The following is a 25683-nucleotide window of genomic DNA, read 5'->3' as shown; positions in this document are numbered from 1 at the left end:
CCCAGGTTAGGCGTCCAGCGAAGCCAGGGCCAGTTGGCGGAAGGCCTCGCTGCGGGAGAGCACCGCACCCACATCCACGCCCGCCGGGTCACCGCCGCGCACGTCCGAGTCCAGCCGCGCCAGCACGCGCCCCGCCGCCAGCGACGCGGGCATCGCGCGCCAGGCCGCCACCGCCGCGTCCTCCCACGCCAGCACCGCGCCGGGACGGGTGAGCTCCACGCCCTCGGAGCCCAGCGCCAGCGCCAGCGCGCACAGCCAGCCCAGCTCCACCGCGCCGAAGCAGCCGAGCGCGCCCGCGCCCAGCACCAGCGCGTCCGGCGACGTGAGGTACGCCTCCACGCCGCCGCGAGGATCCACGGACACGCGCACGGCTTCGGCCCCCAGCGCTTCGAGCACCGGCTTCAGCGCGACGTGCAGCCGCGCGAGGCTGGCTTCCGACACCGGCACCAGACCGTCCGGCTCCGGGTGCTGGAAGTCCTGCTCGGGACGCGCGAGCTTGGAGACAGGAGCGCGCGGCGCGGGGGCGTCGCTGCCCACGAGCGCGGCGCCGATGCCGTCCGTGCGCTCCGCCTCCGGACGTCCCAGGGCGTGCAGCGCCTCCGCGTAGAGCGTCCAGCCGTCCACGTCCGGCCACTTCTCACGCAGGAGCGCGGGCCAGAAGCGCACCGCGAGCACCGCGCCGTCCGGCGTCGGAGAGAAGCGCTCGGTCACCCAGCGCGTCAGCGCGGGCGTCAGCTGCTGCGCGTCCGCGAGCCGCTCCGCCAGGCGCACCGCCGGGCCCACGAGCTGCGCGTCCAGGTAGCCGCGGAGGATGACCTCCAGCTCGGCGGGGTCCTGCGTCAGGCGCTCGCGCAGCCGCAGCGCTTCGCCCACCAGGCCGCGCGCCTCGGCGAACTTCACGCGGCGGGACAGACGCTCGTCCGTGGCCGGCAGCTGCTCCAGCTGCGTGGCCGCTTCGGCCCAGCGCTGCTGCGCTTCGTAGGCGTCCGCCAGACGCTCGCGGTACGGCGCCCACGCGTCCGCGCCCGCGAGCTTCGCGAGGGTGTCCGCCAGCGTGAGGAACACCGTGGACTCGCGCGCCTCGTCCACCAGCGCGAGCAGCGCGTGCACGGCGGCCAGGCTGTCCGCGTCGTCGGCGAGGGCTGCCTCGAAGGCCTCGCGCGCCTCGGCGGGCTGGGCCAGCGGGCCTTGCAGCAGCTCACCGCGCTCCAGGTGCAGCAGCGCGCGCGCCTTCGCGTCCTGGGTGTCCTGGGCGATGAGCGCCAGCGTGCGCTCGGCGGACTCCAGGCGGCCCAGCTCGCGCTCCAGGGTGTAGCGCTCGCGCAGCAGCTCCTCGCGGCGCGCGGGCCAGCCGTCCGCGGCGAAGGCCAGGGACTCCAGCCGCGCGGGCTCCGGCAGCGCGCGCACCTGGGTGAGGACCGCTTCGGCCAGGGACTCCGGCTCCAGGCCCAGCTCCGGCAACAGGAGCATCAGGCGCGCGGCGAGGCCGGGCTCCCCGGTCAGCTCCGCCAGGGCCCGCAGGCGCGAGAGCACCGGCGCGGGACGCGCGCGCAGCACCTCGTCGCGCAGCGCCACGGCGAAGGCGGTGTCGCGCTCGTGGGACAGGGCCGCCAGCTCCAGCAGGCCTTCCCACTCCGCGTCCTCGCGCAGCCCGTCCGCCAGCGCGGCGGCGTGGGCGGGGTCCGCGTCCGGCATCGCGCACAGCGCCCAGAGGGCCACGCGCGTGCGGGGCACGTCGCCCGCCTGCGCGGCCATGGCCAGCGCGTCGGTGTATTCGCCCGCGGCCATGGCGGGCGCGAAGCCCACGTCCAGCGCGCGCGCGAAGGCGCCCAGGCGGGCGAAGCGCTCGGCCAGCTCCGACGCGGACAGCATCTCCGGTGCGTCGGTGGCGATGCGCTCGACGACCTCCAGCGCCTCGCCCATCTCTCCGGCCTTCTCCCACAGGCCGGCGGCCTCCAGCAGCAGCGGCGGACGCTCTTCCGGCGCGGCGAGCCGGGCCGCCTGGAGCAGCGCACGGGCCGCGCGGGGCGCGTCTCCGGACGCACGGTGCAGGTGCGCGACGAGCAGCGCGGCGCGCAGATCCGGCTCCGTGGCGACGGCGGACTTCGCGGCCTTCAGCGCGTCTTCCAGCAGGCCGGCCTTCTCGAAGGCGCGCGCGGCGGCCACCAGCAGGGACACGCGCTGTTCGCCCGACGCGAGCTCCGCGCGGGCCACACGGACCTCCGCGCGGCGCGCGTGCGCGTCACCGAGCAGTGGCTCCAGGGCCTCCAGCGCGTCGGCGTAGCCAGCACCGGAAGCGCCCCGCGCCACCACGGCCTCCAACGCGTCGCGCGCGGCGTCCTCGCGGCCCGCGTCCTTCGCCAGCGCCGCGCACTCCAGCCGGAGGACGGCGGACTCGTCCGCGTCGTCCGTGAGCGGAATCAGCCGCTCCAGCGCGGCGAGCAGCTCCGTGGACTCCTTGCGCGCGCGCAGGCCGTCCACCAGCGCGCGCAGGGCGGCCGGGTTCTCAGGATCCGCTTCCGCCGCGCGGCGCGTGAGGGCCCACGCCGTGTCCGCGTCCGACAGCGACTCGTTCGCCACGGATGCGGCGGCGAGCAGCAGCTCCGCGGCGCGCGAGCCTCCCGCGGCCTCCGCGCCCGCTTCGTAGATGCCCAGCAGGTCGCCGTGGCGGCCCAGGGCGCGCAGGCCCTCCACCGCACGGTCGATGACGCCCGCGTCCGCCGGGCGCAGCCGGGCCAGCGGAACCAGCGCGTCGATGGCCTCGCGCGGATCATCGAAGAGGTCGGCCGCGCGGCGCAGCAGCACCTCTTCCGTCGCCGCGTCCTGGGCCCTGCGCGCCAGCTGCAACGACGCCCGGTACAGGCCAGGGCCGTTGCCCGTGCGCGAGTGCACCTCCGCGAGCAGCGACAGCGCCTCACCGCCGCGCGCGCCCTCTGGCTCCAGCGACACCACGGCTTCAAAGGCATCCGCCGCGTCGTGGAACGCGCCCGACGCGAGCGACGCATGGCCCAAACGCAGCCACGTGCGCACGCGCACCGGCACCGGCAGCGAGTCACCGCCCAGCGCCAGCACCCGGCGGTCGTACGGCTGCGCGGCGGCGGGGCCTCCGCCCTGGGCGGCCAGCTCCGCGCGTGCGCAGAGCGCATCCACGTCGCCGCCCGCGCGGCCCAGGTAGTCGTCGAAGGCCTCGGCGGCCTTGAGCGCTTCGCCCGCGTCCAGCAGGCGCTGGGCCCGCTCACGCAGCAGGGGCAGCGCTTCGTCGGGGGTCACCGCCTCCGCGCGCTGACCCAGCAGGTCCGCCAGCCGGCGCACGTCTCCGGCGGCGCGCTCGCGCACGTGCTGGAAGGCCTCCGCGTTGGCGGGGTCCAGCTCGAAGGCACGGTCCTCGCAGAGGATGGCGCGCTCGCGGGCGCCCTCTTCGCGGAAGGCGTTCGCGGCGGCGAGGTAGCTCGCGGCGGCCTCGGCGGGCGTCTGGCGCTCGGCGCGGCGGAGCATCAGCTCGGCCAGGGCCTGGCGCTCGCCGCTCTCCTCCAGGAAGGCGCGGTGGCGCGTGAAGACGGGCTCGCGGAAGGGGTCCGCCTCCAACAGGATGGCGTCGAACTCCGCGGCGTCCGCGGGGCGGCGCACCTGGTGCAGCAGCTCCGCGGCCTGCGCGGTCAGGTTGAGGTCGTCCGGCTTCGCGGCGCGCGCGGCGATGAGCGCGGCTGCGGCGGCCTCCGGCTTGTCCGCGCGGTCGCGGTAGAGGACCGCGGCCTGGTACAGCAGCGCCGCGTGACGGTCGGCGTCGAGCTCCGACTCCGCGCACTCCTCGTACCAGGCGGCCAGCTCCGCGAGCCGGCCGTCGCGCTCCAGCAGCTCCGCGAGCAGGTCCTCGGCTTCCTTCAGCCAGCGGTCCTGACGCAGGGCCTGGCGCAGGAAGCCCTCTGCCTTCGGCGCGTCCGCGAGCTCGCCCAGGTGCAGGCGGGCCAGGCGCAGCAGCACCGCCGCGCCCTCGCGCGTGCCCGTCATCCGGGGCAGCCCGCGCTCCCACCACCGGGCCTCGGCGGCAGCGTCGTCGCGGCGCTCGGCCAGGGCCGCGCCCATGCGGGCGGTGTCCAGCTCCGCGGCCAATCCGAAGGCGCGCTCCAGCGAGGCCTCCGCCGCGTTCAGGTCCAGCTTCACGTCGCGCAGCAGCTCCGCGCGGCGGCGCTCGCACGCGGCGGCCTCGGCGTTGCGCTCCTCGTCGGCGAGCAGGTCCCGCGCGTTCGCGAGCGCCCGCAGCGCTTCGTCCGCGCGGCCCAGCGACTCCGCGAGCCGGGACTCTTCGTCCCAGGCCGCGAGCGCGGCGTCCACGTCTCCCGCTTCGAGGCTGAGCGCGGCCACCGGCTGGAGCTCCGCCAGCAGCTCCGACGTGCGGCCCGTCTCACGGTAGAGGGCGACGAGCCGGCGGCGCAGCGGCAGGGGCTCCTTCGCCATCTGCGCCGCGTGCGACAGGAGCGACGCGGCGATGGCCGCGTCCGCCAGCGCCTCGCGCGCCCGCTCCGCCAGCGCCACCAGCCGCGCGACGGTGTCCTCGGACGGCGCCAGCACGCGCGCGTGGGCGACGCGCACCTCGAAGGCACCGCGCGGATCATCGCGCTCCAGCAGCGCGGACAGCCGCTCCACGGCGCGCTCGCACAGCGGACGCTGCGTGAGCAGGTACCGGTACGCGGCCACCGCGCGCTTCACGTCGCCGGACTGTTCGGCCAGGTCGCCCAGGCGCAGGCTGGTGGCCTCCGCCGCTTCCGGGGCCGCGCGGAAGTCCGCCGCCTGGACCAGGGCCTCCTGCAACGGCAGGGCTTCGCGCACCGCGCCGCGCAGGTAGAGCAGGTCCGCCAGCGTGGCCAGGTCCTCGCCCTTCGCGGGCACGCGCTGATGCGCGCGACGCGCCAGGGCCAGCGCCCGGTCCAGCTCCTGGGCCTGCCGCGCGTAGGTGACACCCTCGCGCAGCAGTGCAGCGGCCTCGGCGGCGTCGGCGTCCTCCGCCGCGGCCTCCAGCAGGCCCGCGGCCTCCAGCAGCTCGCCACGGTCAGCGACCAGCGACACCAGCCGGCGGCGCACCGACGCGTCCGCGGGGGTCAGCCGCAGCGCCTGTCGCAGCGCGGACTCGGCGGGCGCGCCCTGCCCCAACCGGTCGAGGTAGAGGCTCGCGAGTTCCGAGTAGAGCGACGCGGCGGCGGCGGGCTGCGCGTGGGGCGCCTCGGCGGCGAGCAACTCCGCGAGCCGGGCCCAGTCCTCCAGGTCGCGCAGCACGCGCTGCAACGCGAGCGTCGCTTCCTCGTGGCGCGGCGCCAGGGAGAGCGCGGCCTCCAGGTCGCTCGCGGCGGCCTCGCGGTCCTCCTGCCCTTCGAGCAGCGTGGCGCGCATGAGCAGCGCTTCCACGCGGCGGGCGGTGGGCCCCTGGCGCGCGGCCTCGGCCAGCGCGGCGGCTTCGTCGGCGGGCTTGCCGTCGCGGCGGGCCAGCTCCGCGAGCTGGAAGAAGGCATCGCACCGCGCGTCGGCGGGCAGCTCCAGCGCGATGGCGGCACGCAGCGCATCCCCGGCGGAGGCGCGCTCGTCCTTCTCCAGCAGCACGGTGGCCAGGGCCAGCAGCCGCTCCCGGGCGCGGGCGCCCAGGGTGGCATCGGCGGCCACGGCGCGGCGCCACGCATCCAGCTCGGCGGGCGCATCCGACGCCTCGCGCGCCAGCTCCGCCAGCATCAGGAGCAGCGGCGCGGGACGGCGCGACAGCTTCGCGGCCTGGGCGCAGTCATCGCGCGCGGGCCCCATACGGCCGGCGCTCCGGTGCAGCGTGGCCCGGCGCGCGAGCAGCTCGGCGCGAGCCTCACCCGACGCGGCGGACACCAGCGTGCCCAGCAGCTCCAGCCGTTCGGACTCTTCTTCCGGCGTGCCCGTGCCGGGCGGAGGCAGCAGGTCCAGCAGCGCCTGCGCCGCCCACGCGTCCTGCGGCTCCTCCGCCAGCAGGCTGCGCAGCGAATCCGCGGACGCGCTCGCGCGGCCCAGGGCGAGGCACAGCTCGGCCAGCTCGCGGCGGGCCTGACGGCGGGCGTCTCCGGAGAGGCGCGGCCACAGCTCCACCAGCAGGTCCGCCAGGGCCTCGCGGGCGCCGGCCTTGCGGTGCAGCGCGGCCAGCTCCAGCCGCGCGTCCAGGTCCTCCGGCACGCGCGCGCAGAACTCCGCGAGCAGCCGGCGCGCCGCGTCCGTGCGGTTGGCGCGCACGGCGGCGGTGGCGGCCTTGCGCGTGAGGGCCACGCGCTCCGCTTCGCGCGGGGCATCCACGTCCGCGGGCGGCAGGCCCAGCACCGCCTCGAAGTCCTCCAGCGCGGCGCGGGCATCCGTGGGCAGCCGCAGCTCACCCCGGCGGATGCGCGCGGGCGCGAACGTCGCGTCGCGCTCCAGCGCGTCGGCGAGGAAGGCCTCCTCGCGGCTCGTGCCCGCGGCCAGCAGCGACGCGCGGAAGAGCAGCTTCGCGCCCGCCCGGGCATCCGGCACCAGCGTGGCCCGCCGCGCGTACAGCCGCGCCGCCTCCAGCTTCTCGCCGCGCTCCAGCTCCAGCTCGGCCAGCGCCTCCAGCACCTCGGCGGCGAGCGGGCCCTCGGGGCTCGCCTCCAGCGCGGAGGCCAGGCGCATCAGCGCGGCGGCCTTCTCTCCACGCTCCAGCAGGGCACGAGCGCTCTGGAGGAACAGCGGCGCCGCCTCCTCCGCCCGGTCCGCGCCCGCCAGCGCCTGCGCGCGCGTGGCCCACAGCTCGGCCAGCGCCTGCGTCTCGCCGGCCTCCGTGTAGAGGGCCTCCAGCCGCGTGGCGAGCACGTCGTCCAGCCGCCGCAGCGGGAACGCCTGCGCGTACGCGGCGATGGCGCCCTCGCGGTCGCCCAGCAGTTCACACGCGCGGCCCAGCCGGGCGCGCACGTCCGCCAGCTTCTCCGGCGCCGCGGTGCGCGGCAGCGTGGCCAGCAGCGACTCCAGCGCGCGCCGGGCGTGCTCGGGCCGCTCGCAGCGCAGGCTCAGGTCCGCCAGGTCCAGCAGCACCGCCGCGTCCGGCGCCAGCCGCGCGGCCTTCTCCAGCGCCACCAGCGCGTCGCCCACGCGACCCAGCCGCGCCTCCAGCACGCCGGCCAGTTCGCGCAGCGCCGCCGCCGCCAGCCGCTTGTCGCCCTGCGCCTCGGCCACGCGCGCGCGGTCCTCCAGCGCCGTGGCCAGGCCCGCCAGGTCGGAGCGCTTGCGCTGCAACGCGCACAGTTCGCCCAGCGCCGGCAGGTCGTCCGGCTCCGCGCGCAGCACCTCCTGCAGCGCGTGCACGGCGAGGTCCAGGTCGAACGCCAGGTCGCGCGCGGCCACCGCGAGGCGGCGGTACTTCTGCGCCCGCTCCTTCGGCTCCGTCGTCAGCCGCGCCAGCGCCGCCAGGCACCGGGTGAGCTGCGCGCCGTCGCGGCGGGCCTCGGCCAGCGCCAGCAACGACTCCAGCGCGGGCCGGTGGTCGCCGTCCGCCTCCAGCGCGAGCGTGAGCAGCTTGTCGGCCTTGTCCGCCTGCTGGAGCTTGCCCCGGTACAGCTCACCGGCTTCGGCCCACAGCGCGGCGCGGGCCTTCGGCTCCTCCTTGAGCGCGGCGGCCTTCTCCAGCGCCTCGGCCAGCTCCTGCGAGCGGCCGGTGACGCGGAAGTACGGAATCAGCTCCTCCAGCGCCACGGCATCGCGCGGATCCAACGCGAGCGCCGCTTCCAGGTGCTCGCGCGCCCGCGCCGGGTCGCCCAGCTTCGTGCGCGACAGCCGCGCCAGCGCGTGGTGGCTCTCGTGCGCGGCGTGACGGACGCTCTCCGAGCGCGGCGCCGGCCCCGCCAGCTCCAGCGCCTGCTGGTAGCCGCTCAGGGCCTCCTGCAACCGGCCCAGGCCTTCCGCCACGCGCGCGGAGGCGAACAGCGGCTCCGGCTCACCGGGCAGCAGCGACACCGCCTCGCGGTAGCGCAGCAGCGCGTTCTCCGGCTGCTTCAGGCCCTCTTCCCACACGCGGCCCGCGAGCAGGTCCGCCTGTCCCACGCGGTCCAGCTCATGGCGCGCCATGGACACTTCGCGCAGCCGGTCCAGCGCCTTCAGCGCGCGCAGGTGCTCACCACCTCGGTGGCACAGCTCGCCGAGCAACAGCAGCGCGTCCGGTTGATCCGGCGACAGGCGCAGCGCGGCCTCGCAGTGCAGCCGGGCCCCCGCGATGTCGTCCTCCGTCTGCGCGCACAGCCGCGCCAGGTGCACGTGCGCGTCCGCGGCCTCCAACGGATCGCGCGCCAGCGCCGCGAGCCGCCGGTACGCCCGCACCGCACCCGCCCGGTCCCGAGCCTGGTCCGACGCGCGCGCCAGCGCCTTCAACGACGGCAGGTGGTCCGGCTTGAGGCCCAGCAGCTCATGCAGCGCCTTCACCGCCACCTGGGGCGCGGTGTCTCGCGAGGAGCGCGCGGCGGCCTCGGCGGCGAAGAACGCGGCGGCCTCTTCCGACGTGCGCCGAGCCAGCGCGCACAGCGCCAGGTAACGCTCGGCCGCGCGGGCACCCTCGCCCCGGCGCTCGCGCACCACGGCCTCGCCCCACAGCGCGGCAGGACTGCGGTCACGACGGCGCGACAGCGTGGCCGCCACGTCCAGGGCCAGGTCGTGCGCCTGCGGATCCGCGACCAGCAGCGCCAAGAGCCGCTCCGCCGCGAACGGGTGCGCGTCCTGCGCGTCTCCGGCCTGGAGGTACGCCTGCCGCGCCTCCGCGAGCCGTCCCTGCGCGACCAGACCTTCCGCGTCCGCGAAGGCCCGGGCACCCTCCAGCGCCAGCATCAGCTCCTCGTCCGGCGCGGCGGGCGGGGGCAGCCCTCCGGCGGCGAAGCGCAGGCGCAGGCCCGTGCTGGAGACCTCCGCCGCGGACAGGCGCGCGGTGTCCAGCGTGGGCACCTTGTAGCCACGGCTCAGCGCGGCCAGCTCACACAGCGCGGGCAGCACGCGGGTGGAGAAGCCGGTGGCGCCGCGCACCTCCACGTCCGGCAAGAGGCCCAGCGCGCCCACGGCCTCCGACAACAGGCCCGGCAGCTGCACCGACGGCGTGGCGGAGAAGCCATACAGCCGCACGTCGTAGACGTAGACGGCCAGCCGGTCCCCATCCGCGTCGAAGGCGATTTTGAAGGTGAAGGGCGTGCGCTCCGGCGCGGGCAGCCGGCCCTGGCCCTCCAGGTAGCCGGGGCGGAAGTGCAGCCGCAGCTCCTCCACGCCCGCGAGCCGCCCGGCCAGCTCCGCCACCTTGCGCGTGACGAGGTCCGCGTCGACCGTCAGCTCCAGGAAGCCGAAGAGCAGCTTCTTGCGCTGGTAGCGCGTGGCGCCCGCGCTGACGTTGAACGGGAAGCTGACGTCCGGAATCTGGAGCGCGAAGTCGGCGATGCGCAGCCCGGGCTGGACCTCCAAGGCCGGAAAGCCCACGAACGCACGCCGATCCAGCAGGCGCAGCTCGGGGGCGGCGCCGGATGCGGGCGCGACGGGCTTGGGGGACTCGCTGTCGGTGGCCATCGGTGGAGGGTGGGGAGGCTACCATGCCCCCTAAGCCCTGGAATTTTTAGGCAAACCCTTGGCTGGGAGGCAGGCGGAGGGGCACGGCGCACCCAGGCGTTGTCCAGGCGATTCCGTCCTGGAGGAACGTCATGCGCCCAATGGGGAAGCCGTGCAATATGCCGCGCCGTGCTGGCCCCCGACGCACTGGTCCTCGATGGTCGTTTCCGGGTTCTCAAGCCCCTGGGCTCCGGGGGCATGGGTGAGGTGTACCTGGGCGAACAGGTCTCCCTGGGCCGCAAGGTCGCCATCAAGGTCCTCCACCACGACCTGCACGCCCAGGCCGGCATGGCCGAGCGCTTCAAGCGCGAGGCCCGCCTCCTCTCGGCGGTAGAGCACCCGGCGGTGGTGCGCATCGTGGACTTCGGCCAGTCCGGCGACGCCGCGTGCCTGGTCATGGAGTTCGTGGAGGGGCAGAGCCTCTATGACGCGCTCCAGGGCGGCCCGCTGCTCGCGCCCCGGGCGCTGGCGCTGCTCCAGCAGCTGGCGGAGGGCCTGGCGGCCATCCACGACAAGGGCATCATCCACCGCGACCTGAAGCCGGAGAACGTCCTCATCTCCCCGTCCGCGCGCGGGGAACAGGCGCGGCTGTTGGACTTCGGCATCGCGCGGCTGGTGGAGCCGGAGGCGGGCAGCGCGCTCAGCCAGGTGGGCGTGGTGCTGGGCACGCCGGAGTACCTGTCCCCGGAGCAGGCCGTGGGCGCGAAGGTGGACACGCGCAGCGACCTGTACTCCTTTGGAGTGCTGGCCTACCGCGTGCTGTCCGGACGGCTGCCGTTCGACGGCCCCACGCCGCGCCACTTCCTGTCGCAGCACGCCTCGCACGCGCCGCTGCCGCTGGACCGCGCGGCGCCGCAGCTGTCGCGCTACGTAGGGCTGCTGTCGCTGGTGATGCGGCTGTTGGACAAGGACCCGGCGAAGCGTCCCCAGACGGCGAACGAGCTGGCGGACGCGCTGGGTCTGGCGCACGCGGCGCTGATGGCGTTCACGCCCAGCCAGGGCACGCCCATCGTCCATGCGAACACGACGCCCGCCAGCGGCACGGCGGCCTTCGGGGTGGATCCGGCGGCGCCCGCGGGTTCGGGCACGGCGGCGTTCGGCGTGAACCCCGCGCCCCCGGGTCCGGGCTCGGGCACGGCGGCGTTCGGCGTGGCGCCGGCGCCGGTGGTCCCTTCCGTGACGGCGCCTCCGGTGCAGGCGCAGCCGCGCACGGGCACGGCGGCGTTCGGCACGGTCCGGCTGACGGGTGGCCCGGCGGTGACGGGCGGCGCGGGGGTGGCGAAGGCGCAGAACGTGACGGTGATGCTCACCGACATCCAGGGCTTCACCGACCGGATGAGCCGGCAGACGCACGAGGAGAACGCGCGGATGCTGGACACGCACGACCGGCTGCTGACGCCGCTGGTGCGCGAGTACGACGGGAAGCTGGTGCAGAAGCGCGGCGATGCGCTGCTGGCCATCTTCCGCGCCCCTTCCGCCTCCATCCGCTGCGGCATGGCGATGCAGCAGGCGCTGTGGCGCTACAACCAGACGGTGCCGGAGGAGCAGCAGCTCCACGTCCGCGTGTGCCTGCACGCGGGCGAGGTGCTGGTGACGAACGACTCGGTGCTCGGCGAGCCGATGGAGGTCGTGAAGGCGGTGGAGCACGTGGCCGCCGCGGACGAGGTGACCTTCACCGAAGCCGTGAACATGGTGCGCAACCGCGCCGAGGCCACCGCCGAGCCCTGCGGCGCCATCCCCCTGCCCGGCCGCGACGAGAAGGTGCAGCTGTACCGGGTGACGCGCGCGACGGAGGGCTCACCCTTCGGCGCGGCGCTGGGCATCCCCGACTCCGGGACGAAGCCGTCACCGCTGGACACCCTGCGCACGAAGGCGAGTCAGGGCATCGCGTTCCTGCGGCAGCGTCCGCGCGTGGCGGCGGGCGCCGCGGGAGCTCTGGCGGCGCTGGTGCTGGCGGGTGGCGCCTGGATGGTGCACGCGAATGATCCGCTGGTGCAGGCGCGCGGGCTGCTGGATGACGACAAGCCCAAGGAGGCGCTCCAGCGGTTGGAGGCGCCCGACGCGCCGAACGACGCGGAAGCGACGCGGCTTCGCGCGGTGGTGAAGCACGCGCTGAACCGGCACAACGAGGAGCACGGCCTCATCCTGGGCCTCGACGAGGAGGGCCGGAAGGCACCGGAGCCCCGGCTCATGGACGGGCTGGCCGAGGACTTCGGGAACAACGAGAAGGACCTCTCCGCGCGCCGGGCCCTGGAGGCGCTGCCCCCCGCGACGGTGCGCTCCCGTCTGGAGTCGCTGGCCCGGGAAGCACCCTCGGTGAAGCAGTGGGGCGCGCTGCGCTATCTGGACGCGAAGGACACCGCGGGCCTGGACCTGGTGGGGCTCTACTCCCGGTCGTTGGAGTCCAGCGACTGCGGCGTGCGCACGAAGGCAGCCCAGCGGCTGGCGAGCCTGGGTGACGCCGCCGCCCTGCCCGCCCTCACGCGCGCGGCGGAGAATCCTCCCGGCGGCAAGGGCTGCAACCCGCAGGCGTTCAACCGGGCCCTGGAAGAGCTGAAGAAGAAGACCGCGCCGTAACGTGGCTCCATGGACGCGCGTGTGTCACGAGGGCCGCGGATCCGCCGTGCATCCATCTTGCACTCGCCCTCCCCATGACTTCCCTCAGAACCTCCGCCCTCCTGCTTCTCCTCACGGCCTGTGCCTCCGCTCCCTCCGTGCCTCCTCCGCCATCCCAGGAGGAGTTCGTGCTCGCGAAGGACGTGCGGGTGCGGCGCCTGGCGCCTGGCGTGTGGATGCATGTCACGGAAGCGGGCGGAGACTGGGCGGGCGTGACCGCGAACGGGCTCCTCGTGGAGGACGGTGACGCGTCCATCCTCGTCGACACCGGGTGGACTCCGGAGCACTCCAAGGCCTTGCTCACCTGGGCCCGCGACACACTCCACCACCCCGTGCGCGCAGCGGTGGTGACGCACTTCCACCTGGACCGGACCGGCGGCATCCCCACGCTCGACGCGCAGGGCATCCCCGTTCACGCTCGCGAGGACACCGCGCTGCGTGCGGGCAAGCAGGGCAACCCCGTGCCCTCCCAGCGGCTGGCGGATGCGCAGGACTTCGGGCCACTGTCGGTGTTCTTCCCCGGCGCGGGGCACTCGCCCGACAACCTCGTCGTCATGCACCCGGCGTCGGGCATCCTCTATGGAGGCTGCTTCATCAAGGACGCCCGCGCGAAGACCCTGGGCAACCTGGAGGACGCGGATGTCGCCGCGTGGCCCTCAAGCCTCCAGCGCGAGCGCGAGCACTTCCCCAACGCTCGCATCATCATCCCCGGTCACGAGCAGCCCGGTGGGCTGGAGCTGCTCGACCACACCGAGGCCCTGCTGAAGCAGACCTCGAAGGGCTAAGTAGGTCGCCAGAAGCTGCGCGCAGCGGTGGAAACCAACGCAGCACAGTGCTGTCCATGACGAACTGCACCGCACGAGGCCACTGGCGCTTGAGCCTCTTCAGACGGCGAACAAGGTGCGCTCCAGGCGCCGCGGTTCCGTGGAGTCGGTGACGCAGGAGGTGGCCCATGTGCACAGTTCCCGCTGACAGCCTCCTCCTCATCCACGAAGCGCGGGCGGTGACGGACACCCTCGCAGGGGACGTCCTCCGGCTGCCGGTGGCCAAGGCCCTGGACGTCGGCACCGCTGCAGGCATGGACCACGCCGTGGCCCTGCTTGCCGCGCGCCTGCGCCGCTCTGCCTTCTGCCCCGGCGTGTCGCTCGACGGTGGCCGGTTCGACTTGCCCGAGTTGCGCCGTAACTGCTCCCGCGACTCGTGCACCAGTCGAGTCAGTTCCTCGACTTGACGCTCGAACTCCGCGATGCGCGCATCTTTGGGGTCGACCTCGGCCACGGCATGTAGTGTCCGATATCCCACGCCGCCTCTGCGAGCGACAGGCCTCCCGCCGGCTGCTGGCCTGCGCCTTCTTCAGCCGCGCATCCCCCTGAACGCTTATGGGCGGACGTACAGGCTCTCCGCACGGTCCGTCGTCACCGAGGAGAGCCAGGACATGCGCTGGTGAGCGGGGGCCGGCCTACGTCCTCACGCAGCGGATGAAGTAGCGCGTGCGCCCATTCGCCTCGACCTGCGGCTCGATGCCATGCAGGTCGATGCCGAAGCCCGGGAACTCGTTGGCGATGCGCTCACAGTCCCGCAGGAGCCCCGCGACCTCCTGGGAGATGCGCTCTCCCGGCATCACCAGGGGAATCGCCGGAGGGTAGGGGACGAGAATCTTCGCCGCCACCCGCCCCGCCGCCTCGCTGACCGGCACCCGCTCCAGCGTGTTGGAGACGATGTGCTCGTACGCCGTCGAGGGGAGCATGACTTGGGACGGGAGCTGCTCGGGCGGCAGGGCATGCGGCAGCATCTCCTTCAAAGCGCGGCAGAAGTCCTTGAGGCCCACCCGGCCGCCTCTCGCCGCGGGCGTCTTCGCGGCGTCCGGCAGCACCTCCGCCACCGGTCGGTTCTCGTCATAGGCCTGCTTGAAGTCGAACAGCGCCGAGACGAGCGTGCCGAGCTTGCCCCGGGTGATGCCCAGGGTAAACAGCACGAGGAACGAGGTGGCTCCGGTCTTCTCCACGACGATGCCCTCGCGCAGCAGGTAGTTGGCCACCACGGAGGCGGGGATGTCCTTCGTGTAGAGGGTCGCCTTGGTCGGGTCCAGCAGCGTGGCGCCCTCCCCGGCGGGCGAGACAGGCTGGAACCCGTGCCAGCTCTCCCCTGCGTGTAGGCACCAGCCCTCGCTGAGCTTCGCGTCTTCTTGGGCCCTGAGCTGCCTCAGCGTGCGCTGCGCCTGCCCCGGCGGCTGCCACACCTGGAACCACCAGTCGCCCTGGGCCGCCAGCCGCGCGGAGATGCTCTCCATGTTGTCCCGGAAGGTGAGCGCCTCCACGAGCGCCTCCTCCACGAGGCTCCTGCCCGACAGCGCCATCGTCCGTGACGCCACGTCCAGCGAGGCCAGGATGGTGTACTGGGGCGAGGTGGAGGTGTGCATCATGAACGCCTCGTTGAAGCGCTCGTGGAAGCCCTCCTCGTCGCGCACGTTGCGCACGTGAATCATGGAGGCCTGGGAGAGGGCCGTGAGCACCTTGTGCGTCGACTGCGTGGCGAAGACGCGGGGGGCATCCGGCCGCGTGTCACTCGGGGCCTGCTCCGGGGCGAGCATGCCGTGGCGCCGCGCGTAGAAGGGGTGGAAGCGCGTGTAGCAGGACCACGCCTCATCGAACATGATGTTGCGCACGCCCAGGTCCGCCAGCAGTTGCTCGACCTTGACGGCGTCGTAGCACAGGCCGTCGTAGGTGCTGTTGGTGAGCACGGCCAGCCGGAGGTTGCGCGCGGCGTGCTCCTTGCGCTCGGCGGGGATGAGGGGGCAGTCCTCAATCTTCCGCCGGATGCTCTCCCGGCTGAACTCGGAGGCGGGCACCGGGCCGATGATGCCCAGCTCGTTCGTCGTGGCGTTGAGGTAGATGGGGATGCAGCCGATGGCCACGATGGCCTGCATGGACGTCTTGTGGCAGTTGCGGTCGATGAGGACCACGTCTCCCCGGTTGACGGTGCCGTGGAAGACAATCTGGTTGGATGTGGAGGTGCCGTTGGTGACGAAGTAGGTGCGCTCGGCGCCAAACGTCTGCGCCGCCTCTGCCTCCGCCGTCCCCACCACCGCGCTGTGGTCCAACAGCGAGCCGAGCTGCGGGACGGACACCGACAGGTCCGCGCGGAGCATGTTCTCGCCGAAGAAGGCGTGGAAGCCATGGCCCACGGCGGACTTGAGAAAGCCGATGCCTCCCATGTGGCCGGGCGTGTGCCAGGAGTAGTTGCTCTCCGTCACGTACTTCGTGAGCGCCCCAAAGAAGGAGGGGGTGATGCGCTCGTGGAAGGTGCGGCTCGCCGCCTCCAGCCGCCCGGCGATGAAGGTGGGGGAGTCCTCCGTCTTCCAGATGTAGCCCTCAATCTCCTTCAGGAGGTTGAGGGGCAGCTCTCCCAGGTCGATGCGCGCCGTCCAGATGAAGAGGGGCAGTTCCTTGTTGCGCGCCCGGATGCGCTGGAGCTCGACGGACACGAAGCCCTCGCGGAACGTCTCCGGGAGTGGGCGGCCGTGCTCGAGCGCCCCGCCCTCCGAGCGCAGGGCACGCAGCGCCATCGGCGCGGTGGGCTCGGGCGGGGCGCCCGGGAGGAACTTCAGATAGGGGAGTAGCTCGTCGTCCACGGCGTGCGCATCCATGGACTCCCCCCTCGGACCCGCCTTGAGCAGGCCCTCCGGGGCCCGGGCCGAGTGCGCGCCCAGGCTCCGGCGGCGCTGGAACAGCGCCTCGATGCGCTGGGCCTCGTCGCGGATGAGCTCCCAGTCGAGCACCACGACGGAGAAGTCCTGGGAGGCCTCCAGTCCGGCCCGGCCATCCTTCAGGGTGGCGGAGCTCGTCACCTCGAAGCCGCGCTCCTGGAGGCGGTCGATGATTCTCTGGAGGGCGGCTCCAGGCGTGGTGGTCCGCAGGTCGGCTCGGGTGTCTGGACTGACGATGAGCGCGTGATGGCGCATGGGTGCACTCCCGGGGAAGGGCGGTTGGGACGCGGCGGCGGCAGGGGGCGCTACGCGGGTGGAATCAGGAAGGCCTGGCCGTAGAGCTCCACGAAGAAGAGCATCTCCCGGCGAACAGTGGCCCAGTCGTAGCGCATCACCGCTTCGACGATGCGCGGGACGTTGAAGACATCCTTGCGGGACACGGAGCGGAAGAGGTCTCCCCCGTGGGAGACGAAGCACTCGGCGTCCGGGACGGCCCGCCGGACGACCTTGAAGAAGCCCTGATCCAGTTCCCCCTCGAGCCCCTGGATTTCGACGGACACCTTCTTCTCCAGGAGGTCGAAGACGTCCTTCACCGAGCGGGCCGAGCCAATGCGGACGTGCTGGAAGTTCCAGATGAGCAGGCGCCGCAGGAAGCCCTCGTCCAGGGTCGTCATGACGTCACCCGTGTCGAAGACGCGCGCGAACATGCCCAGCTGAAGCACCTGGAAGTCACTCCACTTCTTCGCGATGTCGCGGCTGAAGCCGTTGAGGCGCGAGTCCCAGGCGATGGCCGTCGCGATGGAGACAGAGTCACAGATGTAGTCCATGTCCTCCAGCACCACGGAGGCGTTGGTGATGCCGCGCCAGTTGGAGCTCAGCAGGCCCTGCTTGATGTGGACGCACTCGTGGAGGATGAGCAGTTGGATGAAGAGCGTCACCTGCTCGTCGCTGAACTGCTTGCGCACGAGTTCCAGCACGTGGGAGCCCAGCTGGATGGTGCCCTCGATGTTGTTGATGAAGTAGAAGCCCTCGACGACCGTGGAGCTCACGCGCAGGTTGCGCAGGTAGGCCAGGTACTGCTCGCGCTCCGCGGGGGTGCGGAAGTAGGCGGGAAGGTCCTCGGCCTGGAGGGTGCGCTTGAGGTGCTCGAACGCCTCGGAGAGCCGCAGGAGGAGCTGCTGGCGCTCCTGCGTGTGCTGCTCGGTGGACGAGACCTTGATGGTGTTGAGGTTCGTCATCCGATGCGTGGCCTGGCAGAAGGCCGGCTCGAACTCGGAGTGCTGCGGCGCCTGGGAGTGAGGGACAAGCACGTTCATGGAGGGCTCCTCGGGGAAGGACGGGTGCGCCAGCGGTTTGCACGCGCTGTGCCCGCTGGAGGGAGACGTGCCTCCAGGCACTTGCCACGAGGCGGGAGCGCGCCCGCGTCCCCCCCGAACGCGGGTGCGTGTCCTCGGGACGCGGGCTCGGGTGGGGAGCGGCTGACAGGGGGCCGGCGACCTGGGGCAGAGTGGCTCCCGCTCGCGCCGAGCGCCGGGAGGCCATGAGGCAGGTGTCGGCGGCCGCGCCAGGAGTGTGTAGCGGTAATGGGGTTGGGGGCGAGACCGGACGAGAGACGCCGGTCCGCCGCTGGGTGCGGCGGACCGCTACGCCGCCGTCATGCGGAAGAGCTTGAGGAGGTTGTGGGTAGCGCAGAGGAGCGCCCACTCCTGCCGGGCGGCCTTGGCTTCTGCCTCCAGCGCCTGCCGGGCCTCTCACATGCGCTGCAGCCGCGTCTGCGCGCGCCGCAACTCGGCGGGCAGTTCGTCGCCTCGCTTGCCCTTGCCGTACAGGGCGTCCTCCTGCGTCTTCCTCTCAATCTTCCGAGACGACGTCCCCCCCGTGCAGTACGCGGACAAGAGCAGCGCCACCATCATCTTCGGCCCGTACGGCGGGTCGCCTCACAGCTCCTTTTCGTACGCCTCGTAGATGGCTCCCAAGTCCAACTCCTCCACCACCTCCTGCACGAAGCGCGCGAGGTGGTGCTCCGGCAGCCAGTCCAGCAGCGACGGCGGCAGCAGGTAGTCCTGCTGCACATTCCAGGGGCGGAACTTCTTGCTCATGCCGGGCATTGACCATGGGGGCCTCCTTCCGGGCAGGCACCCAGTGATTACCGCGACAGGCTCCTAGCGCCTCAGTCGTCCCGGCGCGCGTGGCCCTTCTTCTTGCCACGCCCCGGGCCGTCCCAGTCGTCGTCGTCCCAGCCCCGGCCGCCCTTGTCCTTCACCTTGTCGTGCACCTTGATGAGGTTGCGCGAGTAGGCGTCGTAGTCCAGGTGCAGGTGGCCCTTCTCACCCCGGCCGTCCACGCGGAACTTCACCTTCCACACGTCGTTGCCGGTGAGCTTCGCCTCCTGCAAGTCGCAGCGGTAGCCGCGCGCGCGGCACTGGTCGAAGCCGCGCCGCACCGCTTCGTCGTACCCCATCGCCACGGGACGCGAGGGCGGCGGCCTCGGGGGCGGCCGGTGCGGATGCGAGGGACGCGTCTCCGCGACGATGCAGCCGGACGACAGCAACAGGCTTCCCAGGAGCAGGGGCAATCTCATGCGAGAGATGACGCCACACCCGCGCAGGGATTCAAACGCGCTCGCGGTGCGAGCCATTGCGACGGACTGCCGTGAGACTACAAACCTCCAGGTGAAGCGAACGCGACGAACAGCTCGCCCGCGAGGTACGCGCGCATCCCCTTGCTCGCCGGTCGGATGAAATCGTTGAGCAGCGCACCGGAGTTCAGCCGGTGCACCGTGGGGAAGGCCAGGTTCATGCGGCTGCGCGCCACGCCCTTGCCGCCCCGGTGGATGAACGTCACGGTGCCGTCCGGCGCCACCGCCTCCACCACCGCGATGTGCGTCATGCCGTCGTTGCGCTTGCCGTCGCGGTTGCGGTCGTACGTCTCCTTGAAGAACGCCAGGTCGCCCGGACGCGGGTTCAGCCGGTGCACCGCGCCCGCCGCCTGCGCGCGACGGAAGATGCCCGTCACCGCGTTCTCGCCCGCGAGGAAGCCGTGCGCCACCAGGTCGATGCCGGCCTGCAGGTACGCCAGCCGCACCAGCCCCGAACAGTCATTGGGCACCGAGCGGTCCAACCGCCGCGCGCCCACCAGCTGCGCCGCGCGCGCCACGATGCCGCGCGCCTGCTTCGACGGCGGAGGCAGCAGCTCGTCCCAGAACCCGCCCGGCCCCTGCGAGGACCCGGTGAGCAGCGCCGCGGCCTCCAGCGCCGCCGCGATGACGCCCGCCTCCTCCGACATCGGTCGCGGATCCGCCTCCAGCAGCGCCGCCAGCCCTTCGCTGCCCTCCGGCGTCACGAAGGCCAGCGGCGGAGGCGCTTCCGCCTTCACGCCCAGTGCGCCCGCCGCGCCCACCTGCGCGACGCTTGCTGTTTCAACGGCAGGCCGCGTGACAGGCGCCCCGTTCGGGAGTTCCACCGCCATACGGGGCGCGCCGTCCGGGACGTGCGCACACCCCACCAGACAGCCCAGCGACATCAGGGTGACGAGCGACGAACGGCGCAGCAGCAACAAGTCCTCCGGGGGTGAACGCGTGCGCATTCAACCCCGGATTCGTTTTACGTCAAACAGCGATCATCCCTCCCAGGTCGCGAGCAGGTCGCGCACCCGGGAGTACTTCTGGAGCAGGGCGGCGCGGTGGGCGCTGAGCACCACCATGAATCCCACCACCCCCAGGCCCAGGAGCGACAGGAAGAGCGCGCCGATGCGGTGGTCGCGCATGCCGAAGCGCACCAGGTTGGCGGCCACCGCCGTCACCAGGAACGCCGAGCCCAGGTACACGTAGGAGCGGATCCGCAGCGCGATGCCCGCCCCCACGCCCACCAGGCAGAGGAACACGCACAGGAGCATGGCCCCGCCGTCGTTGAAGAGCAGCGGCTTCCACGCACCGGCCACGTAGATGCCCGTCACCGCCAGGGCGCGCAGCTGCGCGTAGGCGTCCCGGGACAGGCTCTTGCGGAAGACGCGCAGGAGCAGGAGCAGGGAGAGGCCCGCGGGGATGACGTAGAACTGCGGCTCGCCGGAGCCGGTGCTCAGCCATACGAGGTACAGCGCCGTGTTGAACGCGGCGACGGACATCGTGGACGCCGCGCCCCGCTGCTTCGTGAACGCCCCCAGCGCCGCGAAGTGCGCCGCGTAGCCCACGAGCAGCGCGATGGCCACGGAGGGCTGGCTCCACGGCACCGTCAACAGGCCCGCCAGCGGGAAGAGCCACGCGCCCGCCACGGCGGGACGGCGGAAGACCTCCAGGCCCGAGCCCTCGCGCCGCACGAAGAGGTACAGGCCGATGAAGACCGCGCCACCGAAGATGGACGCGAGGCTGTCCGCGGCGTCGGGGCTCGCGTTCAGGCCGATGAAGCGCACGCTGAAGTAGCCCGCCGCCACCACCGCCTGCGCGAGCCACGCTGCGCCTTCGTCCTTCTCGCGCGCCGCGTGGCGCACCAGGGCGAACAGCAGGAACACGAGCCCGCCGCACGCCACCCACGCCTCGCGCGCCGCGCCGCCGGGCAGGCGCACCGCCAGCACCGCGAACAGCACCTCCGTGAGCGCGACGATGGAGAACGCGCGCCCCATGCGCCCGCGCACGGCCTTGCCCGCCACGGACAGCACCAGCGTGGCCAGCAGCGCCGTCGCCGCGCCGAAGTACGGGACGATGAACTCCGCGCCCCGGCCGGTGGAGTGCGTCGCGCCGTAGTGGAGGATGAAGGCGTGCACGGCGAAGAGCGACGCCAGCCACCCCATCCACTCGCGGTCGCGGCGGCGCAGCACCACCACCCACGCCGTCACCCACGCGAAGAACACGCACAGCGGCATGCCCGGGTGCTTCAGCGAGCGCAGGCCCGCCAGCGACAGCAGCGCCAGCAGCGCGCCACTGTGGTGCAGCGCCGCGCCCACCTCCACGCCGCGCGTCTCCAGCGCGAAGCCCACGACGGCCAGCAGCAGGCCCGTGGCCGCCAGCACCGCCGGAGCCCACAGCGGAGGAACGGCGGCGACAAGCACCGCGCCGAGCAGCGCCGTGGCGGCATTCGCCATCCAGCGCTCGCGCGTCACCATCAGCGTCAGCGACGCGATGCCCGCGATGAGCGCCACGGACAGGGGCAGCGCACCCGGGCCCGCGTCCAGGAGCCGCACGCCCACGAGCAGCGCCACGGTGCCCGCGCCGCCGGCCCACAGGGGCTCGCTCCAGGTGCCCTCGATGCCGGGCGTCAGGCGCGCGGTGACGTCCGTCAGCCTGCGCTGCACGGCGCCGGACTGGCACAGCGCGGACAGCAGCGCGGCGGCCAGGCCCACGGCCGCGACGAGCACGCCGGCCTCCGGACGCCACGTGCCCACCGGCAGGTCCGCCGTCTGGCCCAGCGGCGCCAGCGCGAACGCCGCCACCGCCGCCGTGAGCAGCCAGCGCTGCGACAGCAGGAACGCGGACATCAGGACCACCGCGCCCAGCACGGTCAGCGCGCCCGGCGTCGGCGACAGCAGCGTGGACAGCGCCGCCAGGGTCAGCGCCGAGCCCGTGGCGGAGGCGCGCAGCGCCGTGTCACGCGGGCCGCGGAAGAAGGACGCCAGTGCCTGGGGCGCGTGGTGCTCCGCCAGCGCCAGGGCCAGCAGCAGGCCGGTGGCCCAGGGCCGCGATTCCGGGATGAACAGCAGCAGCAGCGACGCGGCGATGACGCGCACGGAGGGCAGCGGGCCCGTCATGAGCACCAGCGCGATGGCGCAGAAGAGGGCCGTGCGCTGACTGAGCGGGTACTCCGGCACCAGCAGCACCAATCCGCCCAGGCACGCGACCGCCACCTGCATCCACTTGGACAGCTCATGGCGCGGGCCTTCGTCCTGCGAGCGCAGGAGCAGCGAGGCCACGGCGGGCACGTGCTCCACGGCGCGCACCACGAGCAGCGGCAGCAGCGGCAGCAGCGCGGTCCATGCGGGCAGGTTCCAGGCCGCCAGCGTCAACGCGCTGTAGGGCACCATCAGCGCCGCGACGAAGGGCTGGCGCAGCGCGCGCGTCCACAACAGCGGCAGCAGCACGGGCCCGATGAGCGCGAGCGGAATGGCGCTGGTGGACAGCGCGTGCTCGTGCCACGCGAAGGAGGCGAACCCCAGCGCCGCCATCGCGCCCAGCGTGGAGACGCTGACGAAGGATTCGCCGCCCGCGGCGACGCGCCGCACTGCGGGCACTTCGTCCAGCAGGGCCAGGACGCTGAGGAACGCGGCGAGCCCCAGCAGGGGCAGCGGGCCGGACGCGTGCAGTGCCCCCAGCGCCTCGAGGGTGGCCAGCAGCATGCCCAGTGTCACGGGCAGCGCGCGGGCGGTGAGGAGCGCCGCCAGCGCCGCGCCCAGCAGGAACACGGACTGCTCGCTCCGGGGAGCCAGCGCCACCGGCACCAGCGGCAGGATGAGCGCGAGGATTCCCGCCGTGGTGGTGCTCGCGCTCCTGCCCTTGCGCGCGGCGACGACGGAGCCCAGCAGAGAACCAGCGACGAGCAGCACCAGCGACAGCCCCGGCGACAGCCCCCACGACGTGAAGACGTGGGGCACGTCCGGCAGCAGCGAGAGGCCCACGAACACGACCGCGACCGGCCGCACGCCCGGGAAGGTGCGGGAGGCCACCGCCACCGTCGCGGCGGCGGTGAGGAACACGGGGCCCATGAACGTCATGTCAATCAGGCCCCACGGCACCGCGAGCCCCGCGTACAGCAGGCCCGGCACGCCGAAGCGCTTGAGCAGGCCACCGCGCTCGCCCAGGAGCGCCAGCACCAGCGAGCCGCCCACCATCGCCGCGACCAGCGCCTGCGAGGAATGCGCCGAGGCCAGCTTCGGCAGGATGGCGCCCGCGAGGAAGGCGCCGTAGGCCAGGAAGCGCTCGTCGCGCAACTGGAACGCGGCCACCAGCACGCCCGCGGCCCCCAGCGTCATGCCCACGACGGGTGCGGTGACAGGCGTCGTGCCGAGCGCGATGGCGAACCCGCACGTCGCGATGACGCCCACCACGGCGGAGATGAAGCGCCGCGTGCGCTCGTCCGTGAGCCGCCACACGAGGACCGCGAGGCCCAGGGCGAGGGCGCCGGACACGACGGCCGCGGGGCCCGCGCCATAGACGCGGAAGGCGCTGAAGGGCAGCAGGCCAAAGAGCACCGAGCCCACGGCGGACAGCGGGAAGCGCTTGAACAGCAGGCCCGCGCCCAGGGACATCACGGCCAGGGCGAGCGTGGCGGGGAAGGAGGGCCGCGAGTCAGGCCCCAGGTGGGAGAAGAGCGCGAACGCGGGCGCGGCCCAGGTGGTGGCGCGCAGCAGCACATCCGCGATGCCCAGGGAGCGGGCGTCACCGGTGCGCTCGCCGCGCCGCTGGGAGAAGTACGCGAGCACCAGGCCCGCGAGCACGAACGGGAGGGCCGTCAGCGCGCCGTACTGGAAGGGCAGCGGCGCCGAGGGTGGGTAGCCCATGCGCGTCTTGATGGCATTGAGCAGCAGGGTGAGCGCGTGGGGAATCAGCTGCGCGCTGGTCGCGTAGCTGAAGTACGCGCCCGCGTACGCCGGGTAGAGCCACGGCAGGCGGTTCAGCGGGCCGCGAGACAGCGACACGAGCGTGCCGGTGAAGATGGCGGCGGTGAAGAAGAAGGCGGGCTTGGTGCCGACGATGGCGCCCGCGAGGCAGGCCACCTGGAGCGCGATGGTGAGGACCGCGAGCGGATCCGCGGCGCGCTTCTCATCGAGCGTGCGGAAGCGCAGGCAGGTGGCGAGCAGGAACGCCGCGAAGGGCGCGTAGGTGCCAGGAGGAACGGCGGTGCCGGCGGCGCCCAGGGCCAGGTGCAACCGGATGGCGAACATCGCCGTGAGGAACAGGGGCGCGGCGATGGCGAAGGCGAGCGCACCGCCCTTCCGGGGCGTGGCGGTGGCCTTGCTCGACAGCAGGAAGAAGAGGATGCACGGCAGGGCGTTGAGCCACACCGCCGGGGCGCCCATGCGCGCGGCCAGGGAGGCCAGGCCCATGATGAGCGTGGCGCCCACGAGGCCCAGCTGGATGAACGGCCGGGAGGGTGCGTCGAAGGACTCGATGGGCTTGCGGGCGAGCCACGCGGCGGCGCCGGACCAGACGAAGAGCAGCGGCACGAGCAACAGGGGGCTCACACCGTCCAGGTGGAGCGCTTCACCAAAGCCCAGGGGCCCCAGCGCGACGCCACCCAGCGGGGCCACGGCGGATCCGATGAGGCCCAGGATGTGGCCCGGCTTGCGCAGCGACTCGCGGCGGGCGAGGTAGCCGCCCCACACGGAGAAGCCGACCGAGTAGCCCACGGTCATGAGGAAGACGGTGAGCGAGCGGGTGACGGACGTCATCCCGTCCCACGACTCGAAGACGAAGTAGAGCGTGCCGGAGAGGATGAGGAACGCGCCGATGAACCACGCGATGCTCTCGTAGAGGAACGGCCGCCACACGCTTCTCCACGTCGAGGTCTTCTCCACGAGCCGGGCGGTGCGGCCGTTGGGAGCGGGAGGCTCCATGAACGGCTCGGCCGGATTCGGGGGCAGCCGGCGGGCCGCGGCGTTCACCGCGCGAGCGCGGGACTCAGCGGGGGCGCGAGCCGCGTGGGCACCGGGGTTCGGAGGAGAGATGCCCAGGGCCGCGGCCAGGTCGAGCGTGGTGAAGCGGACGGCGGATTCGGTGGTGTCAGGCGGAGTGACGGCAGCGTCGGTGACAGCAGCGGAGACCTCCGCGACAGCAGCCACTTCAACGTCGGCGCTCACGCTCTGTGCGACGGGAGCCTCGACAGGGGCCGCGACGGGCTCGGGAGCCTGAGCGCCGATGGGCGACTCCGTGAGGACGGAGAGGAGGATGCGGGCCTGCCGCTCGTAGCGTTCGGAGAGGAGGCGGGCGACGTGGGGCGGCACGTCGTGGACGTCCCAGCGGCGCACCTCGTCCAGGAGGAAGTGGACGTGCGAGAGCTCGGCCTCGATGGCGGAGCGCTCGCGGGCGGCGAGACGATTGCCACAGACAACGCACTGGGATGCGCTTCCCAGGCGTTCTTGCCGGCAGTCAGGACAGTACATGGAACTTCCCCCTCTACAACGACCGTGCCACGGAGAATGCCCTGGAACGGCCAGGGATTGAAACCCACCGGGGTGCGTCGGGCGCGTGGCGGTTGTGCAGGGCGCTGCACAGGTGCACACCCGGCGCCGCTGGCCGGCGGACGAGAGTCATGGGACCGTGCGCGCCATGAGCACGGAACTGACGTTGAGGCCCATCGAGGCCCGGGACGACGCGGCGATGGCGGCGGTCATCCGCGCGGTGATGCCGGAGTTCGGAGCGGACGGTCCGGGGTTCGCGATCCACGACCCGGAGGTCAACGCGATGAGCGCGGCCTACAGCCGTCCGAGGCACGTGTATTTCGTGGTGGAGCATGGCGGCCAGGTGGTGGGGGGCGCGGGCATCGCGCCGCTGGACGGAGGAGCGCCGGACGTCTGCGAGCTGCGGAAGATGTACTTCCTCCCCACCGCCCGGGGCCACGGCATGGGCGAGCGCCTGTTGAGACACTGTCTGGAGTTCGCGCGAAGCGCCGGCTTCCGGCAGTGCTACCTGGAGACGCTGGCCGGCATGGATCAGGCCCAGAAGCTCTACCGCAAGGTCGGCTTCGAACCGCTGTGCGCCCCCATGGGCCGCACCGGCCACTTCGGCTGCGACCGCTGGTACGCGCTGAACCTCACCCCGCCCGCCTGACTCCCCACCGGCCCGGCAAGTC

At 73.3% G+C, this 25683-nt stretch carries 10 protein-coding genes and 3 pseudogenes; 4 read left to right on the top strand and 9 right to left on the bottom strand.

Annotated features, from left to right (window positions below):
- Positions 1 to 6: 6 nt before the first annotated feature.
- Complete coding sequence (locus D7X55_RS00840) at positions 7 to 9546, bottom strand: flagellar hook-length control protein FliK (RefSeq protein ID WP_121721905.1); 9540 nt, start codon at positions 9544 to 9546, stop codon at positions 7 to 9.
- Between the two features lie 168 nt (positions 9547 to 9714).
- Between D7X55_RS00840 and D7X55_RS00835 the strand changes: the two genes are divergently transcribed.
- The 3 genes and pseudogenes from D7X55_RS00835 to D7X55_RS45620 all read left to right on the top strand — a co-directional run.
- Positions 9715 to 12162 (top strand): protein kinase domain-containing protein, encoded by a 2448-nt coding sequence (locus tag D7X55_RS00835; protein ID WP_233609442.1) that lies wholly within the window; start codon positions 9715 to 9717, stop codon positions 12160 to 12162.
- 167 nt (positions 12163 to 12329) lie between these two features.
- Positions 12330 to 12986, top strand: a complete 657-nt coding sequence (bla, locus tag D7X55_RS00830) for a subclass B1 metallo-beta-lactamase (protein WP_233609441.1) — start codon at positions 12330 to 12332, stop codon at positions 12984 to 12986.
- Between the two features lie 167 nt (positions 12987 to 13153).
- Positions 13154 to 13324: pseudogene (locus D7X55_RS45620) on the top strand (head morphogenesis protein); the annotation flags it as partial.
- Here the strand turns inward: D7X55_RS45620 and D7X55_RS00820 are convergent.
- The 8 genes and pseudogenes from D7X55_RS00820 to D7X55_RS00790 form a co-directional block, all read right to left on the bottom strand.
- Positions 13249 to 13503: pseudogene (locus D7X55_RS00820) on the bottom strand (DUF6444 domain-containing protein); the annotation flags it as partial. The pseudogenes D7X55_RS45620 and D7X55_RS00820 overlap by 76 nt on opposite strands.
- Before the next feature lie 157 nt (positions 13504 to 13660).
- Positions 13661 to 16162, bottom strand: coding sequence for an Orn/Lys/Arg decarboxylase N-terminal domain-containing protein (locus D7X55_RS00815; RefSeq protein WP_120548471.1), 2502 nt, complete (start codon positions 16160 to 16162; stop codon positions 13661 to 13663).
- Between the two features lie 50 nt (positions 16163 to 16212).
- Positions 16213 to 17223, bottom strand: a complete 1011-nt coding sequence (locus D7X55_RS00810) for a hypothetical protein (protein WP_120548472.1) — start codon at positions 17221 to 17223, stop codon at positions 16213 to 16215.
- A gap of 435 nt (positions 17224 to 17658) precedes the next feature.
- A pseudogene (locus D7X55_RS00805) lies at positions 17659 to 17832 on the bottom strand (hypothetical protein); the annotation flags it as partial.
- Between the two features lie 12 nt (positions 17833 to 17844).
- Positions 17845 to 18006, bottom strand: a complete 162-nt coding sequence (locus D7X55_RS43195) for a hypothetical protein (RefSeq protein ID WP_158616210.1) — start codon at positions 18004 to 18006, stop codon at positions 17845 to 17847.
- Positions 18007 to 18077: 71 nt separating this feature from the next.
- Entirely contained in the window at positions 18078 to 18488 is a 411-nt protein-coding gene (locus D7X55_RS00800; protein ID WP_233609440.1) for a hypothetical protein, read from the bottom strand.
- 77 nt (positions 18489 to 18565) lie between these two features.
- A complete protein-coding gene (locus D7X55_RS00795; RefSeq protein WP_233609439.1) occupies positions 18566 to 19492 on the bottom strand; it encodes a CHAP domain-containing protein in 927 nt (308 codons plus the stop codon).
- Positions 19493 to 19525: 33 nt separating this feature from the next.
- Positions 19526 to 24994, bottom strand: a complete 5469-nt coding sequence (locus D7X55_RS00790; protein ID WP_121721902.1) for a hypothetical protein — start codon at positions 24992 to 24994, stop codon at positions 19526 to 19528.
- A 166-nt stretch (positions 24995 to 25160) separates the two neighbouring features.
- Here D7X55_RS00790 and D7X55_RS00785 point away from each other — a divergent pair, with 166 nt between their 5' ends.
- Positions 25161 to 25661, top strand: a complete 501-nt coding sequence (locus D7X55_RS00785) for a GNAT family N-acetyltransferase (protein WP_120548475.1) — start codon at positions 25161 to 25163, stop codon at positions 25659 to 25661.
- Positions 25662 to 25683 lie beyond the last annotated feature (22 nt).

It is taken from the genome of Corallococcus sp. AB049A (assembly GCF_003668885.1).
Lineage (GTDB): Bacteria > Myxococcota > Myxococcia > Myxococcales > Myxococcaceae > Corallococcus > Corallococcus interemptor.
This window is presented reverse-complemented; position numbering and strand designations above follow the sequence as displayed.

What these genes read in the sequence shown, in the direction of transcription:
- D7X55_RS00840 (WP_121721905.1), bottom strand. Translation starts at nt 9,546, where the DNA reads ATGGCCACCGACAGCGAGTCCCCCAAGCCCGTCGCGCCCGCATCCGGC.
- D7X55_RS00815 (WP_120548471.1), bottom strand. Translation starts at nt 16,162, where the DNA reads ATGCGCCATCACGCGCTCATCGTCAGTCCAGACACCCGAGCCGACCTG.
- D7X55_RS00810 (WP_120548472.1), bottom strand. Translation starts at nt 17,223, where the DNA reads ATGAACGTGCTTGTCCCTCACTCCCAGGCGCCGCAGCACTCCGAGTTC.
- D7X55_RS43195 (WP_158616210.1), bottom strand. Translation starts at nt 18,006, where the DNA reads ATGAGCAAGAAGTTCCGCCCCTGGAATGTGCAGCAGGACTACCTGCTG.
- D7X55_RS00800 (WP_233609440.1), bottom strand. Translation starts at nt 18,488, where the DNA reads ATGAGATTGCCCCTGCTCCTGGGAAGCCTGTTGCTGTCGTCCGGCTGC.
- D7X55_RS00795 (WP_233609439.1), bottom strand. Translation starts at nt 19,492, where the DNA reads ATGCGCACGCGTTCACCCCCGGAGGACTTGTTGCTGCTGCGCCGTTCG.
- D7X55_RS00790 (WP_121721902.1), bottom strand. Translation starts at nt 24,994, where the DNA reads ATGTACTGTCCTGACTGCCGGCAAGAACGCCTGGGAAGCGCATCCCAG.
- D7X55_RS00785 (WP_120548475.1), top strand. Translation starts at nt 25,161, where the DNA reads ATGAGCACGGAACTGACGTTGAGGCCCATCGAGGCCCGGGACGACGCG.